The sequence below is a fragment of the Pedobacter sp. UC225_65 genome (assembly GCF_042698365.1).
In the GTDB taxonomy this organism is placed as follows: domain Bacteria; phylum Bacteroidota; class Bacteroidia; order Sphingobacteriales; family Sphingobacteriaceae; genus Pedobacter.
This window is the reverse complement of the sequence record NZ_CP170550.1, coordinates 4,270,240-4,285,364: the sequence shown is the minus strand read 5'-3', so window position 1 is coordinate 4,285,364 and position 15,125 is coordinate 4,270,240. Positions and strand designations below refer to the sequence as shown.

13 protein-coding genes and 3 pseudogenes are annotated in these 15,125 nt (G+C 38.1%); 4 read left to right on the top strand and 12 right to left on the bottom strand.

The window, feature by feature from the left end:
- The first annotated feature begins 95 nt into the window (after nucleotides 1-95).
- The 3 genes and pseudogenes from ACFJIZ_RS22545 (at nucleotide 96) to ACFJIZ_RS22535 (ending at nucleotide 2,497) form a co-directional block, all read left to right on the top strand.
- On the top strand, nucleotides 96-434 hold the full coding sequence (locus ACFJIZ_RS22545) for a hypothetical protein (protein WP_379089397.1): 339 nt from the start codon (nucleotides 96-98) through the stop codon (nucleotides 432-434).
- Nucleotides 323-1,810, top strand: coding sequence for an amino acid permease (locus ACFJIZ_RS22540; RefSeq protein WP_379089394.1), 1,488 nt, complete (start codon nucleotides 323-325; stop codon nucleotides 1,808-1,810). Before ACFJIZ_RS22545 ends, ACFJIZ_RS22540 begins: the two co-directional genes overlap by 112 nt.
- A 121-nt stretch (nucleotides 1,811-1,931) precedes the next feature.
- A pseudogene (locus ACFJIZ_RS22535) lies at nucleotides 1,932-2,497 on the top strand (MarC family protein).
- A 125-nt stretch (nucleotides 2,498-2,622) separates the two neighbouring features.
- On the opposite strand, the gene ACFJIZ_RS22530 reads toward ACFJIZ_RS22535, so the two are convergent.
- The 8 genes from ACFJIZ_RS22530 to ACFJIZ_RS22495 form a co-directional block, all read right to left on the bottom strand.
- The gene (locus tag ACFJIZ_RS22530) at nucleotides 2,623-3,813 is read right to left on the bottom strand and encodes an RsmB/NOP family class I SAM-dependent RNA methyltransferase (RefSeq protein WP_379089391.1); all 1,191 of its coding nucleotides are present in this window, start codon (nucleotides 3,811-3,813) and stop codon (nucleotides 2,623-2,625) included.
- Between the two features lie 20 nt (nucleotides 3,814-3,833).
- Nucleotides 3,834-4,304: a hypothetical protein gene (locus ACFJIZ_RS22525; RefSeq protein WP_379089389.1), complete on the bottom strand. Its 471-nt coding sequence runs from the start codon at nucleotides 4,302-4,304 to the stop codon at nucleotides 3,834-3,836.
- The gene (locus ACFJIZ_RS22520) at nucleotides 4,279-5,073 is read right to left on the bottom strand and encodes an ABC transporter substrate-binding protein (protein WP_379089386.1); all 795 of its coding nucleotides are present in this window, start codon (nucleotides 5,071-5,073) and stop codon (nucleotides 4,279-4,281) included. Before ACFJIZ_RS22520 ends, ACFJIZ_RS22525 begins: the two co-directional genes overlap by 26 nt.
- Entirely contained in the window at nucleotides 5,030-6,556 is a 1,527-nt protein-coding gene (gene guaA / locus ACFJIZ_RS22515; protein ID WP_379089383.1) for a glutamine-hydrolyzing GMP synthase, read from the bottom strand. Before guaA ends, ACFJIZ_RS22520 begins: the two co-directional genes overlap by 44 nt.
- A 201-nt stretch (nucleotides 6,557-6,757) precedes the next feature.
- Nucleotides 6,758-7,216: a deoxycytidylate deaminase gene (locus tag ACFJIZ_RS22510; RefSeq protein WP_379089380.1), complete on the bottom strand. Its 459-nt coding sequence runs from the start codon at nucleotides 7,214-7,216 to the stop codon at nucleotides 6,758-6,760.
- On the bottom strand, nucleotides 7,216-8,499 hold the full coding sequence (locus tag ACFJIZ_RS22505; protein ID WP_379089377.1) for a sugar MFS transporter: 1,284 nt from the start codon (nucleotides 8,497-8,499) through the stop codon (nucleotides 7,216-7,218). Before ACFJIZ_RS22505 ends, ACFJIZ_RS22510 begins: the two co-directional genes overlap by 1 nt.
- Before the next feature lie 127 nt (nucleotides 8,500-8,626).
- A complete protein-coding gene (locus tag ACFJIZ_RS22500; RefSeq protein WP_379089374.1) occupies nucleotides 8,627-9,421 on the bottom strand; it encodes a hypothetical protein in 795 nt (264 codons plus the stop codon).
- Between the two features lie 68 nt (nucleotides 9,422-9,489).
- Nucleotides 9,490-10,059, bottom strand: a complete 570-nt coding sequence (locus tag ACFJIZ_RS22495; RefSeq protein ID WP_379089371.1) for an MFS transporter — start codon at nucleotides 10,057-10,059, stop codon at nucleotides 9,490-9,492.
- A 232-nt stretch (nucleotides 10,060-10,291) separates the two neighbouring features.
- Between ACFJIZ_RS22495 and ACFJIZ_RS22490 the strand changes: the two genes are divergently transcribed.
- On the top strand, nucleotides 10,292-10,912 hold the full coding sequence (locus tag ACFJIZ_RS22490) for a LysE family translocator (RefSeq protein WP_379089368.1): 621 nt from the start codon (nucleotides 10,292-10,294) through the stop codon (nucleotides 10,910-10,912).
- A 91-nt stretch (nucleotides 10,913-11,003) separates the two neighbouring features.
- Here the strand turns inward: ACFJIZ_RS22490 and ACFJIZ_RS22485 are convergent.
- The 4 genes and pseudogenes from ACFJIZ_RS22485 to ACFJIZ_RS22470 all read right to left on the bottom strand — a co-directional run bounded on the left by ACFJIZ_RS22485 (nucleotide 11,004) and on the right by ACFJIZ_RS22470 (nucleotide 15,124).
- Nucleotides 11,004-12,893: pseudogene (locus tag ACFJIZ_RS22485) on the bottom strand (amidophosphoribosyltransferase).
- 180 nt (nucleotides 12,894-13,073) lie between these two features.
- Nucleotides 13,074-13,891: pseudogene (murI, locus tag ACFJIZ_RS22480) on the bottom strand (glutamate racemase).
- 62 nt (nucleotides 13,892-13,953) lie between these two features.
- On the bottom strand, nucleotides 13,954-14,553 hold the full coding sequence (locus tag ACFJIZ_RS22475; RefSeq protein ID WP_379089365.1) for an OmpH family outer membrane protein: 600 nt from the start codon (nucleotides 14,551-14,553) through the stop codon (nucleotides 13,954-13,956).
- A 40-nt stretch (nucleotides 14,554-14,593) separates the two neighbouring features.
- Entirely contained in the window at nucleotides 14,594-15,124 is a 531-nt protein-coding gene (locus ACFJIZ_RS22470; RefSeq protein WP_379089362.1) for an OmpH family outer membrane protein, read from the bottom strand.
- Nucleotide 15,125: the final 1 nt, after the last annotated feature.

Sequence of the window (15,125 nt, the reverse complement as noted above, 5' to 3'; positions counted from 1 at the left end):
CCCCTTTATTTTTACATTATTTTTATTTAGGTTTGAACCTGTATATTTTAATAAATCTGAAAACTTATCGAAACACTTAAACTAAACCTTAAACTATGAATTTTAGAAAGTCGATTGACTTACTTACAAAAGAAGCAGAAGAGAGCGGAGAAGGTACACTCAAGAGAACCCTTGGCCCAGTAAATCTGGTAGCTTTGGGTATTGGTGCCATTATTGGTGCTGGGTTATTCTCTATCACAGGCTCTGCGGCAGCAAACAATGCCGGACCTGCGATTACAATTTCATTCATTATCGCAGCTGTTGGTTGTGCTTTTGCTGGCTTATGCTATGCAGAGTTCGCTTCCATCATCCTGTTGCTGGTAGTGCGTATACCTATTCTTATGCCACCATGGGCGAGTTTGTGGCATGGATCATTGGCTGGGATTTGGTATTAGAGTACGCAGTAGGTGCTGCAACGGTTTCCATTAGCTGGAGCCGATATCTGGTCAAGTTCCTCCAATACTTTGACATACACCTCCCTGCCCAAGTCGTAATGTCACCATTTGACACTGCAACCTTGGCCGACGGAACAATCGTATCAGGTATGTTCAACTTACCTGCTGTATTTATTGTGGTATTGATGTCGTTGATCTTGATCAAAGGCACAAAAGAATCTGCAGTAATCAATGGTATCATTGTAGCTGTTAAAGTGGTAATTGTAATGATCTTCATCTTCTTGGGATGGAAATATATCAATTCAGAAAACTATACACCTTATATCCCTAACAACACTGGTAAATTTGGAGAATACGGTATTTCTGGTATCATCAGGGCTGCTGGTATTGTTTTCTTTGCCTACATTGGTTTTGATGCAGTATCTACTGCTGCTCAGGAAGCTAAAAACCCTAAGAAAGATATGCCTATCGGTATCTTGGTTTCTTTATTTATCTGTACCATTCTATATATCTTATTTGCCCACGTAATGACAGGTGTTGCAAATTATGAGATGTTTAAAGGTCAAGATGGTATTGCTCCAGTTGCTGTAGCTATCGACAATATGGGCGTTAAAGATGCGGCTACTGGTATTGTTGCCCCTGCTTATCCATGGTTAAACAAAGCGATCATCCTAGCAATCTTAGGTGGTTATGCTTCTGTGATCTTGGTAATGTTAATGGGCCAATCAAGGGTATTCTTCTCTATGAGTAAAGATGGTCTATTGCCAAAAGTATTCTCAAACGTACATCCAAAATACAGCACACCAGCAAAAAGCAATCTATTGTTTATGGTGTTCGTAAGTTTATTTGCTGCATTTGTACCTGCACGTGTGGTGGGTGAGATGACAAGTATCGGAACATTGTTTGCCTTTATTTTGGTATGTATCGGTATCATAATCTTGAGAAAACGTATGCCAGACCTACCTAGAGCATTCAAAGTACCTTTGGTTCCTTTGATTCCGATCTTAGGTGTATTGGTTTGTTTAGGTATGATGGTATTCTTACCTCTTGATACTTGGGTTCGTTTATTGGTATGGATCATCATTGGTATCAACGTGTACTTATTCTACGGAATTAGAAACAGTTTACTTTCTGACAACATCAAAGCGACTATGGTAAAAAGTACCAAAACCGTATCTTATATCGGTTTGGCATTAGCTGCCTTATTGATTGTAGTGGCCATTTTACACCACCATTTATCTTTAGAAGCAACTGCACTTGATGCAACCGTACAAGCTGATTTTGGCCTATATTATTTCTCATTAGGCTTTGCTGTACTCCATTTGATCATTTATGGTTATAAAATTGCAACGGCTAATAACGTCGAGCCAAAATAACCCATAACTTTTTATAGAAGCCGTCAGTTTAACAACTGGCGGCTTTTTTGTTTACATACAATTTATCCTTTATATTGGTTAAACCCTTACCTTTGTCATTGATCATCTCAAATTATACGCCATGGAGTTCAACTTTAGCCAAATCCTCTCTACCACAATGGTTTTATTTGCCATTATCGATATTTTAGGCTCCATCCCTATCGTAATCGAATTGCGTAAAAAAGCAGGGCACATCCAATCAGAAAAGGCGGCTATTGTGGCCACCGCACTCATGATCATATTTTTGTTTGCTGGAAAAACATTATTAGGTGTAATTGGTGTTGACGTAGCCTCATTTGCTATTGCAGGTTCATTTGTGATCTTTGCCATTGCAATGGAGATGGTATTGGGGTTGACCTTATTCAAAGACGAGGCTCCGGAAACGGTTTCCATTGTTCCACTGGCTTTTCCATTAATTGCAGGAGCAGGAACCATGACCACTCTGCTTTCGTTAAAAACGGAGTATGCCACCCAGAACATTATTGTGGGTATTATCTTAAATATGCTGTTTGTTTATTTTGTATTGAAAAATACCAACCGTTTAGAAAAGCTTTTTGGAAAAACGGGATTGAACATTTTAAGAAAGGCCTTTGGATCATCCTTTTAGCTATTGCCATTAAACTTTTCCGTACAAATACAGGTTTGTAACATTTATTGTTTAAATTGGTCTTATAGTTAGTAAATCTTTGTTATGAACAACTTTGAGCAATTTACTTTAATTATTGGCGTACTTGCCATTTTCTTCGAAGCCATTAGGCATCTGAAAGAGAAGATCAGGCATTGGCTCCATCATTAGTCCCACTTTGCTTAATCAAGCGGGCCACAAACATGCTGTCTGCTTTATCTTGATAACCTTTGATCAATTCCATCTTCTCTAATTTCAGGTCAAAATTTGATGTGAGGTAATTCACTACATCCTCATTTTCTGCTTTAAACACAGAACAGGTCATGTAGATCAACGGTTTATCTTTTTTAAGGTATTTGATTACGTTTTCGGCGATTGCCTTTTGTAGTTTGACGTAATTCTCGATTTTGTATTTCTCGAAATAATAGAGCATTTCTGGTGTACGCCCCCATGTACCAGACCCAGAGCAGGGTGCATCCAATAAAATCCCATCAAATTCATAATGGTGAAGGATCTGATCATTGTTCTGCAAAAGGTCCATTACCTTTTGATGGTATTTTTTAATCCCAGCCAACTGGAAACGCTCCTGTAGGTTCAATAGACTATTTTCCCTCACATCACTCACCAACAGTTCTATTTTTGGTTCTAAATCATGTAGCAAAAGCGATTTCCCACCAGATGCGGCACAACAGTCCCACCAATAATCGTATTTGTTTGGTTCAAAATAGTTGCCTGTTTTTTGCGAAGAGAAGTCCTGTATTTGATAAAGCCTCGGATCGTTGATCACTTGTTCTAACTTTGTACCATTTGGCAAGGCAAGCGTAGTGTCCGAAACTTCTTTAACCATTACATTATTGGCCTGTAGCTGATTGATGACCGCTTGGATATGGGTTTCTTTTACCCGTATAAACAGATCAGGCTGTATAAAAGAAGAGCGATAAAAATCTTCGGCATTGATACTTTCAGAAAGTGGAACATTGAAAGCAAAAACATCCTCCAGTTTAAAGGCCGGATATGCACTTTTGATCAGTTCTATTTTTTCTTGAACAGGAAGGTTGATTTTTTCGGCCAATGCTGGCAGATACTCTGCTACCACCAAACTGGGGGTTTCATTACATAAAAAATCGGCAATGGCCAATCTTTTTAAATTATCCAGTTTGCTTAGCGCCTTACCTAACCTAAAAAAACTGTAGATATACCTTGTAGCCCATCTACGGTCAGATGAGCCCATTTGTTTGTGTTGCTTAAAATAACCCACCAAATGCCTGTGTAAGGGCAACACACCATTGTAACTCGCAAATAACTGTTCAAATGCACGGATCTGGTGTTCTACTCTCATACTTGGTATTTTTTGGAAGGTTAATCAACTAGATTTAAGGTAAGGTTTTTATACTGTAACAACATCAAGTCTTTATTAAAATAACCATATCGAGGATCAAAGCCAAAATCAAAAGAATTGTGTAGACCTTTGTATTTTTCTTTGGTTAAGTAATCAAGATATTTCTCGCCATGTTTGGCCAATAATCTTCCAAAATAAAAACCGATGTCAAATCCTTTAAATGAATACTCACTAGGTTCGAAATTAAATTCAGAACGGTACTGCTTAATAAAATTGACAACGGCAGTACTTTTATAATCTACCCTATACGATGTACTTACAATGGTATTCAGGTCTTGTAACTGATCTACATTATAGTTCTGTTTCAACCAATTCGGATGGCCAAAAAGGCTGATGTCATATCCTCCAGTCTTCAGGTTTTTCAGTTTAAATATTTTATCGATACTAGGAGTTACAAAACCTGTTTCAGACGAACAGATCGACCAAAGCATATTTTTTCCCTTTGATCATCCTCGTTTCAAAGGCATAGGCAGAGGTAAACTCCTGCACAACGAACGAAGGATGGTTTTGTTTGAAACGATCTCTTAAAGGTGCTGCAAATTGTTCGTCGGCCGATTTCTTAGGATTGATCAATACGACAATGGCCGTGTTACTTTGGTAATGTCGGGCAATATAATCGGCAATCTTTATGGCATGTTGATCAATGTTATTGACAATAGAGATCAGCTTAGGATTATTAAAATCGCTAGGTTTTGAGGCAGCCAAAGGCGACACCACTGCCACATCATTTTCTATGGCATAATTGGTCATGTATTTAACGCCATCTGGAAAAACAGGGCCAATGATCAAGTTACTGTTCTTTAAACCTTCTTTTTTAAATAGCGTAGACAATTGGCTATTCTCATCTTTGGTATCAAATACATTAAGCTTAAAATTCAGGCCAAAAGTTGCTGCAGAATCTATCCCTAGTTTTACCCCTTGATAAAAATCTATGGCCATATCTGCACGTTCTAATTGTACTTTATTGGCCGTATTCAGGTCAAGTTGGTTCAATTTAAAAGGAACCAATAAGGAAATGCCTGCTTCAGTAAATTTCTTGACTACTTTTTCTTCTTTGGCTTCTTTTTTTACCTCCTTAACAGGTTTACTTACTGGCGGAACCACTTTAGGGCTACAACTAGCAAATAAACCTATCAGGCAAATAATTATCCAATATTTATTCCCACTCAATAGTTGCTGGTGGTTTTGAACTGATATCATACACAACTCGGTTAATTCCTTTTACTTTATTGATAATTTCATTAGAAATTTTTGCGAGCACGTTATAAGGTAAATGGCACCAATCTGCAGTCATTCCATCTACAGATTCTACCGCACGTAAGCAGATTACATTTTCGTAGGTACGCTCATCGCCCATTACCCCAACAGATTGAACTGGAAGGAAAATGGCACCGGCCTGCCACACTTTATCATATAAGCCTGCTTCTTTTAAGTTATTGATATAGATTGCGTCTGCTTCTTGTAAGATGGCTACTTTTTCAGGCGTTACATCGCCCAAGTACCTAATGGCCAAACCTGGACCAGGGAAAGGGTGACGACCTAAAATAAAGCTTTCTATGCCTAAAGTTTTACCCACTCTTCTTACTTCATCTTTAAACAAAGTATTTAATGGTTCAACGATTTTTAGTTTCATAAAATCTGGCAGACCACCTACATTATGATGTGATTTGATGGTTGCCGAAGGTCCTTTAACAGACACTGATTCGATGATATCAGGATAGATGGTACCCTGAGCTAACCAAACTACATCTTTAACATCATGGGCGGCATCATCAAAAACTTCGATAAAAACCCTACCGATAGCCTTACGTTTCAACTCCGGGTCTTTAACGCCTGCCAGTTGGCTTAAGAAACGTTCTTTGGCATCAACACCTCTTATGTTTAGGCCCATGTGTTTGTATTGTTCCAATACGCTTTCGAACTCATCTTTTCTAAGCAGACCATTGTCTACAAAGATACAGTGTAAGTTTGTGCCAATGGCTTTGTGCAATAAGATAGCTGCAACACTCGAATCTACCCCTCCTGATAAGCCTAAAACTACCTTATCGTTCCCTAATTTTTCTTTTAAGGCCGCAATGGTGGTTTCTACAAATGCATCAGCCGTCCAGTCTTGGCTGCAGTTACAGATGTCTACCAAAAAGTTTTCCAATAACTGTTTACCGTCAGTACTGTGGGTTACTTCTGGGTGGAATTGGATTGCATAGGTATTGGTATCCTTAACTTGATATCCTGCCACCTTTACTTCTGCCGTACTGGCAATGATCTCAAAATTATCAGGCACTTTGGTAATGGTATCTCCATGGCTCATCCACACTTGCGAATCGATATTGATACCTTTAAATAATTTATTTCCGTTGTTGACGAAGTTTAGATTTGCTCTACCATACTCTCTTGTTGATGATGCCTGCACATCTCCCCCACTTTGTTGTGCAATAAATTGTGCGCCATAACAAACAGCCAATAGTGGATAAGCTTTAAACAAGCTCAGGTCTACATAAGGTGCGTCTTCTTGACGAACAGAATAAGGACTACCTGATAAAATAACTCCTTTTACGGTTGAATCTAATTCAGGAATGTGATTAAATGGATGGATTTCGCAGTAAACATTAAGTTCGCGAACGCGACGGGCAATAAGCTGAGTAAACTGCGAACCAAAATCGAGAATGATGATTTTTTCTAGCATGGGCAAAGATAGCGATTAAAGCTGAAAGACTAAAGTAAAAAATTGAAAGTCGGAAGTCTAGAGATTGGAGCCCAAAGTCAGGAGTGTGAAGTTAGAAACAGAAAATTTAACCTCTGTATTAGGTTATCGGTTTCAATGCCTATTTACTATTTCCCATTCACCAAATGAACCATTGACCCAATGAACCAATGAACCAACAAACTAGTCATCTAAACTATGCTGCTGCACCTTTACGCCAAAGCGGACCAAGAAATCAACTCCTTCATCACTCGCCAAACCTTTATAGGCGGCATAAGAATCTTTGAAATACACTTTCTTGATACCTGACGACAGGATCAATCGGGCACAAGCAATACAAGGCGACAGTGTAGTGTACAGGGTTGAACCTTCAATTTTAGACCCATTTTTGATGGCATATAAAATGGCATTCTCTTCTGCATGTAAGGCTAATGAACAGCTGCCCTTGCTATCTCTGGCACAACCTACTTCTGGCCATTCCTCATCGCAATTATGTTTGCCTGCAGGCGGGCCATTGTAACCGATAGAGATGATACGGGTATCTTTTGTCAATACAGCACCCACATGCGCACGTACACAATGCGAACGCCCAGCTAAATCTGATGCCAGATTCATGAAAATTTTATGGAAAGAAGGTTTCATTATTTTTTTAGTCCAGCTTTATAACCTGCCATTGCATAATATAAAATATAGGCATAACATGGCAACATACATATTAAAAACGCAAGGTTATTGGCCAAGTGTAATTGTGATTTCAATTGAGCATAGATCTGTGGTAAAATGGCGCCACCTGCAATTCCCATTACCAATAAGGCCGATCCAATTTTGGTAAACCTACCCAACTTATTGATTGCTAACGGAAATATGGCTGGCCACATCGGCGCATTGGCCAATCCTAATAAGGCGATGAAAGTTACCGAAGTATAACCTTCTGTAAAATAGGTGCCCAAAGTAAATACCAGACCCAATATAGCAGCCAATTTTAAACTCGTTTGTTGACTGATGTATTTTGGAATGGTAAAAATGCCTATTACATACCCCAACAACATCGATATCAAGGTAAATGTGGTAAAGTATTTAGTCGTATCTAAACTCATGCCCATTGCCCTACCATAATTACCAATTACATCGCCAGCCATTACTTCTACGCCAACATATAGGAATAAGCAGATTACCCCTAGCACCAAATGTGGGTGGCTTAATACTGAAGATTTATGTGCAGTTTCAACACCATCTACCGAATCTTCTTTATCAGTATCTATTTCTGGAAGTGATGATTTTTTAATCAAAAAAGCCAAAACCATCAGTACAACAGCCATAATTACATAAGGTGTAATTACCTTGCTTGCCAACTCGTCTAACAATTGTGCCTTATCTGTTGCAGAAACGGCAACTTTAATCTTTTCTTCAATAGCGGTGGCATTTTTAAGTACAATGGCACTTAAGATCAAGGGACTGATGGCGCCAGCGATCTTATTACAGATCCCCAAGATACTGATACGTTGAGCTGCACTTTCTATTGGGCCAATAATTGCCGCATAAGGGTTTGAGGCGGTTTGTAAAAGTGCCAATCCTGCACCCTGCACAAATAAACCAGTTAAAAACAATCCGAATGCACGTTGTTGTGCGGCTGGAATAAAGATCAAAGAACCAATCGCCATTACAAACAATCCTAGCGCCATTCCATTTTTAAATCCTGTTTTTTTAAGGATAGCAGATGATGGAATTGCCAAAAAGAAGTAGGCCATGTAAAAGGCAAATGTCACCAATAATGCTTGGGTTTCTTTAAGGTCGCAGGCAATTTGAAGAAATGGGATCAGTGTACCATTAAGCCAGGTCACAAATCCGAATACAAAAAAAAGCATACTGATGATCGCCATCTGGCGAAAAAAACTGCTTTTTGGGGTAGGTGTTGATGTGGTCATTGTGTTTAGTTTTGTTTTTCAGTTGCTAAATATGCAAAATAAAAATTGTTTCAAGTACTAATAAAAAATGTACGCACATAAAAAAGCCTTCCCTTTTAGAGGAAGGCTTTTCAAAATATGATTTCAATTAATGCCCACCAGAAACTTTGGTGTCAAAATTAATTCCTTGTTTTTTAAGTATTCCGCTCACTTTCCAAGCGTAATAAGCTAAATAGGCAAAACACAATATACCTACTACATAACTATATTGGATACCTGTAAATTCAGAAACATAACCTTGGATCCAGCTGATGATACCACCACCCATGATCATCATGATCAAGAAGCTACTACCTTGACTGGTATTTTTACCTAAACCACTTACCGCTAAGGTAAAGATACATGGCCATAAAGTACTACAGAACAAACCTACACTCGTAAATGCATATACACTTACCATTCCAGTAGTTAACATACCGATCAATAAAGCCAAAATCCCGATACCAGAGAAGATCAACAACATTCTAGCAGGATTACCTTTACTCATTACATCGGCAATGATCAATACCAAAATAATCAATGCATAGATATAAAATGGTGCCAAATCATGTTTAGCAATGGCATTTACACCTAAGAAGATAGCAAAAGCTAGATATGGAGCTACCCATCTCAATATTTTTTGCAGGTTGATCTTATCGGTAAATGCTTCAACAGCACCTGTCCATCTACCAATCATCATACTTGCCCAATACAATGAAATATAAGGTGCAACATCTTTAATTGCGAAACCTAAGTCCTTCTCCATATAAGCAGGTAAGTTACTGGCCGTAGAAACCTCTACACCTACATAAACAAAAATAGCCACCATACCCAATACCAATTGTGGGTATTTCAGTGCTGAACCTTTGATTGATTTATCATCTTCAGCCGATGCTTCAACCAATGCTGGTCTATCAGGTAGAGGAGATAATTTTAAGAATATAGCTACTGCTAAGAAAGCAGCTCCTAAAATCAGATAAGGATCTTAACACTTTCTATACTGATGCTACCTGTACTGCTGGTACTTGCTCCAAAAATGGCAAAACTAACAATCAATGGACCAATGGTGGTTCCGAAGTTGTTAATACCTCCTGCCAATGTTAGACGTTGTGAACCTGTACTGATCGGTCCCAATGCAATGGCCAATGGGTTTGCTACGGTTTGCTGTAACGAAAACCCTAATGCAACAATAAACAGACCAGACAACATCAATGTAAATGAACCTGTATTTGCTGCTGGATAAAACAATAAAGTTCCAATTGCTGAAATTACAAGACCTAGTGCCAATCCGTTTTTATAACCAATCCTATTGATCAAATCTTTCCCCATCAATAAAGAGATGCCCATATAGATCAAAGACCCTACAGTATAGGCTACATAAAAGGCTATAGATACCAATTGACTTTCACTTTGCGTTAAGTGAAATGCTTCTTTAAATACCGGAATAAGGATGTCGTTACTTGCAGCTACGAAGCCCCAAAAGAAGAAGACCGTAACCAAGGGAATAAACTGTCCCCATTTCGTTTGTGTTTGTTGTTCCATTTTTGGATTTAGAGTTTAAGGTTTAGGCTATTTAATATTTAGTTTGTTAAACATAAATAAAATTTATTGCTTACTAAAGTGTAATTTATACACAAAAGAAAAGAATTGTTTTGGAGATGTTAACATCATATTATAATTAACTCCATAATGGTTTACAATCAAAATTCGGAACGAAAAAGCTCAGATTTTAGCTTTAAAAATCGCATATTAGCATAAAATATATGATAGGCTAATGTTTGAAGCGATTTTATTGGGTATGGGAGCTGGGCTAATTTCCTCATTCTTAACTGGTCCTGTTTTTTTCGCAATGATAAAGACCAGTATTGAAAAAGGATTTAAAGCCGGTTTTTCATTAGCAGTTGGCGTAATAATCAGCGATGTTATTTTGATCGGACTGGTACTTTATGGAAGCCAATTCTTAGTTTATCAAGAAAGTTTTGATAAGTATGTAGGCATTATTGGCGGCTTGTTCTTATTCGCTGTTGGAGTCTATTACCTCTATTCTAAAGTTTCCATCAAATACGAAGAGAATGCCATCATCAAAGTGAGTAAACGGGGCTACTTGCTCAAAGGGTTCTTGATGTGTATTCTAACCCCTTCTACCCTCATGTTCTGGATCATTGTAAGCGGGATCATCTCGGCCAAACTCAATTCTTTGGATGAGAAACTTTTCTGTTTTTTTATTGCCATGGCCACCCAATTGACCATAGATGGCTTAAAAAGCTATTACTCCAGCAAACTGCGTTATCGCATTAAAGAAGATGCCTTGAAGAAGTTGAATAAGATTGCGGGCATTATCATCATTGCCTTTGCCATATGGCTAATGTACAAGACCTATCATCAGTTCTACTAAGTTTTCTATAAAAAAATAAAAGGGCGAAAAACTAATTTTTCGCCCTTTCAATGTATCCTATAAATTTCTGGATGGACCAGCAAAGTCTTTTTTAATAAGCTCTTTGATTATTTCCTTCTCTCCAGTTTACAAAAGCCTTGTTCACTACTTTATTTCCTCCAGGTGTTGGATAATTTCCAGAGAAATACCAATCTCCTGTATGATCTGGACATGCCAAATGCAGGTTTTCTAAAGTTTGATAAATCACTTCCACCTCTGCTACTGTGCCAGCTGGCGTAATGATCTTTGCAATCTGATCTGAAATTTCTTGTTGTTTAAACGGTTTGTAGATTCTTTCACATGATTGATCATCTCTTCTTTGGGCAACAAAAGGGAAGCTTTACATTTTTGGTAAACCTCTTCTATAATGTGCTCCAAACCTCTTTCTTTTAACAACTGAACAGCTGCATCAAAAGCTACAAATTGTCCCATTTTAGACATATCGATACCGTAACAATCTGGATAACGGATTTGTGGTGCCGAAGAAACAATGATGATCTTTTTAGGGTGTAACCTATCGATCAATCTTGATGATACTTTGTTTCAAGGTGGTGCCACGTACGATAGAATCGTCAACCGCAATCAGCGTATCTGTATGGTTTTTGATCACACCATAAGTAGTATCGTAAACATGGGCAACCATTTCGCCTCGGTCTGCATCCTGGGTAATAAAGGTACGGAGCTTCACATCTTTGATGGCCAACTTCTCTACCCTTGGCGACATGGACAGTAATTCGTTCAGGTCCTCATCGTTCAATTGCTCTTTGCGGTTAAGCAAAGCATCTTTTTGAACTTCACGTACATGCTCGTGTAAACCCTCTACCATGCCATAAAATGAAACTTCGGCGGTATTAGGGATGAAAGAGAAAACCGTGTTTTTTAAATCTTTATTTACAGCTGATAAAACCTGAGGAATTAATAAATGTCCTAATTTTTTACGCTCTTTATAAATATCTGCATCGCTACCTCTCGAAAAATAGATACGCTCAAATGAACAAGCTCTTTTCTCTGCAGGTTCACGGTACATTTCTTGGGTTACTGTACCATCTTTTTTAACGATCAAGGCATGGCCAGGTTCTATTTCCTTAACTTCTTTGATCTGTACATTAAATGCCGTTTGGATTGCCGGTCTTTCTGATGCTGCCACTACGATCTCATCGTCTGCATAATAAAATGCCGGACGGATACCCGAAGGATCGCGTAGTACAAATGCATCTCCATTACCCACAATACCAGAAATGGTATAACCGCCATCCCAGTTTTTGGCCGAACGACGAAGTATGTTTGCAATGTTTAGGTTGTCAGAAATCTTATGGGTGATATCCACATTATTTAAGCCTTCTTTTTTGTAGGCATCAAATAATTCTTGGTTCTCATCATCTAAAAAGTGACCGATTTTTTCCAATACCGTAACGGTATCTGCTTTTTCTTTTGGATGTTGTCCAAGCTCGTACAATTGCTCTAACAGCTCGTCCACATTGGTCATGTTAAAGTTACCGGCGATTACCAAGTTTCTGGTCATCCAGTTGTTCTGGCGCAAGAAAGGGTGGCAATTTTCGATGCTGTTTTTACCATGTGTACCATAACGCAAATGCCCTAATAAAACCTCGCCGATAAAGCTTACGTTTTGTTTCAGGTATTCGGTATCTTTCATCAGCTCCGGTGTTTCATTTTGGATATCTACAAACTTGTTTTGTACATACCCAAAAATATCTGCAACTGCATTTTGCGCCATAGAACGGTAACGGCTAATGTAGCGGCTACCTGGTTTCATGTCTAATTTAATGGTTGCAATACCTGCTCCGTCCTGTCCGCGGTTGTGCTGTTTTTCCATCAACAAATACAATTTGTTGAGGCCGTAAAGTGCAGTACCGTATTTTTCTTGGTAGTATGACAGAGGTTTTAACAATCGGATAAAGGCTATCCCGCATTCGTGTTTGATCTGATCGACTCATTGATTATGATTGAGCCGCAAATTTACCGTTTTATCTAACTACTACCTAACAGAAAATGCAAGTTTTATCATCAAATTACCATAACCTGATAAATGCATGTTGAATTGTGATTTAAATGAGGATAACAAGCTAATATTAAAACAGTTGAGACACTAGCCTTAATATTACTACATTTTGAAGGAACTTAGCGCTTGGCCAAGGAATAATGAAGCATGGGCATCAAAAGTTGCCACATCGCCAGAAGTGTAAAAAGTTCTTTCTGAATTTTTTGCCAATTGGCTTTCCATTTCTGGATGTCTTTTTAAATAATCTACCAAGCTATTGGCAACAATATCACCCTGCGCCAACAACTGGATATTTTTGGGCAGGTATTGCTCGATCTTTGGGATCAGCAACGGGTAATGCGTACAGGCCAGCAAAATACAGTCTATTTGATCTGATTGTTGAAGTAACTGTTGGATATATTGATCTACAAAATAGTCTGCTCCTGCCTGTGTATGTTCTCCATTTTCGATCAATGGCACCCACATTGGGCAACTTTGCTGATGTACCTCTATTTCTGGATAAAAGTGGTTGATCTTATGGGATAGGAATTGGAATTTATTGTCCCCCTTGTGCCCATTACACCAACTTGTTGGGTTTTGGTATAATTGCCAATGATTTCGGCAGTAGGCCTGATTACACCCAATACCCGATTAGTTGGATATTTTTTAGGTAGGTCTAACTGCTGGATATTCCTCAACGCCTTTGCTGAAGCTGTATTGCAGGCTAAAATCACCAATGGACAACCTTTAGCAAACAGCCATTCTACACATTCTAATGTATACTTATACACCGTTTCAAAAGAATGGTCGCCATAAGGAGAACGTGCATTATCTCCTAAATAAATATAATCGTATTGTGGCAGTTTTTCGGTGATAGACTTAAATACCGTTAATCCTCCAAAACCAGAATCGAAAACACCTATTGAAAATTGATTATCCATTGCAAAAAAAAGCGGAATTAAGTATTCAACTTAATTCCGCAAGATATTAATTATTATCTTAATTATTGTTTAGGCTTAGCAGCTCCTGGTTTTGCAGCAGCAGGCGCTGGCGTTGTTGCAGAGATACCTAATTTGGTTTTTACTGCAGCAGTAATGTCTTCTCCACCATCAAAATAAAGTAGGTTGTTGAAACCTTGAGACGGAGAAATATCAAAAACGTAAGCTAATCCTTTTTCTTTAGCTACAGCATTCACTGCGTTACTTAATTTTTGACCAACTGGTGGAAACAATTCGTTTCTTTTAGCTTCTACAGCTTCGTTACCTTTAGTGGTAGCATCTTGAATTCTTTTTTGAAGATCTTGCAATTCGATATCAGCAGCTTGCAATTCTTTACCAACTACTTCTTTATTGGCTTCGCTCAAAGTTTTTTGTTTCTCTTGTGCAGCTTTGTATTTGGTTGCCAACTCTTGATTCATTTTCTCCAAGTCGCCTTGCAATTTTTTTGCAAAGGTTTCTAAAGCAGTCTGTGCTGTTTTTGCTTCTGGCATTGTAGCATAGATCTCATCGGTATTTAGGTGCCCGAATTTTTGTTGAGCACTGGCAACATTTGTCATTAGCATTAATCCAGCCGCAACAAAAAATACGTTAATTAACTTTCTCATTTTTCTATTTACTTAATAATTGTTTTATATTTTATTTATCTTATTTAACAAGGGTGCCAGGTTTATAACCCAATTTAATAATCACATCATTACTGATGTCGTAATTGCTACTGGCATAGATCATCATCGTCGATTCACTACTTTTATCGAATACAAAATCAATAAACTTACCTTTTGCGGTTTCTGCAATGGTAGTTGCTATTTTCTCTTGGATTGGTTTTAACAACTTGGTACGCATCTGGAAAAGTTCTCCTTCAGGACCAAATTTTAGACGCTGTAGTTCTTTTGCTTTTTTCTCTTTTTCAATGATATCGTTTTCTCTACGCTTACGCATATCATCCGTTAACAATACCTGATCGGCCTGATAAGCTTTATACATTTTATCTATTTCCATAAAACTGTCGTCAACTTGTTTCTGATATTGTTGAGACATGCCATCAATCTGTGTTAATGATGATTTGTATTCTGGCAAATGCTTTAAGATATATTCTGTATCTACATAAGCAAATTTCTGTGCAGATGCACCTAATCCGATTAAGAGCAAAAAGCTAGCTAATATGTATTTTTTCATT

Excerpts from the sequence above, each read along its gene's own strand:
- ACFJIZ_RS22545 (WP_379089397.1), top strand. The coding sequence starts at position 96 with ATGAATTTTAGAAAGTCGATTGACTTACTTACAAAAGAAGCAGAAGAG.
- ACFJIZ_RS22540 (WP_379089394.1), top strand. The coding sequence starts at position 323 with ATGCTATGCAGAGTTCGCTTCCATCATCCTGTTGCTGGTAGTGCGTAT.
- ACFJIZ_RS22530 (WP_379089391.1), bottom strand. The coding sequence starts at position 3,813 with ATGAGAGTAGAACACCAGATCCGTGCATTTGAACAGTTATTTGCGAGT.
- ACFJIZ_RS22525 (WP_379089389.1), bottom strand. The coding sequence starts at position 4,304 with ATGCTTTGGTCGATCTGTTCGTCTGAAACAGGTTTTGTAACTCCTAGT.
- ACFJIZ_RS22520 (WP_379089386.1), bottom strand. The coding sequence starts at position 5,073 with ATGATATCAGTTCAAAACCACCAGCAACTATTGAGTGGGAATAAATAT.
- guaA (WP_379089383.1), bottom strand. The coding sequence starts at position 6,556 with ATGCTAGAAAAAATCATCATTCTCGATTTTGGTTCGCAGTTTACTCAG.
- ACFJIZ_RS22510 (WP_379089380.1), bottom strand. The coding sequence starts at position 7,216 with ATGAAACCTTCTTTCCATAAAATTTTCATGAATCTGGCATCAGATTTA.
- ACFJIZ_RS22505 (WP_379089377.1), bottom strand. The coding sequence starts at position 8,499 with ATGACCACATCAACACCTACCCCAAAAAGCAGTTTTTTTCGCCAGATG.
- ACFJIZ_RS22495 (WP_379089371.1), bottom strand. The coding sequence starts at position 10,059 with ATGGAACAACAAACACAAACGAAATGGGGACAGTTTATTCCCTTGGTT.
- ACFJIZ_RS22490 (WP_379089368.1), top strand. The coding sequence starts at position 10,292 with ATGTTTGAAGCGATTTTATTGGGTATGGGAGCTGGGCTAATTTCCTCA.
- ACFJIZ_RS22475 (WP_379089365.1), bottom strand. The coding sequence starts at position 14,553 with ATGAGAAAGTTAATTAACGTATTTTTTGTTGCGGCTGGATTAATGCTA.
- ACFJIZ_RS22470 (WP_379089362.1), bottom strand. The coding sequence starts at position 15,124 with ATGAAAAAATACATATTAGCTAGCTTTTTGCTCTTAATCGGATTAGGT.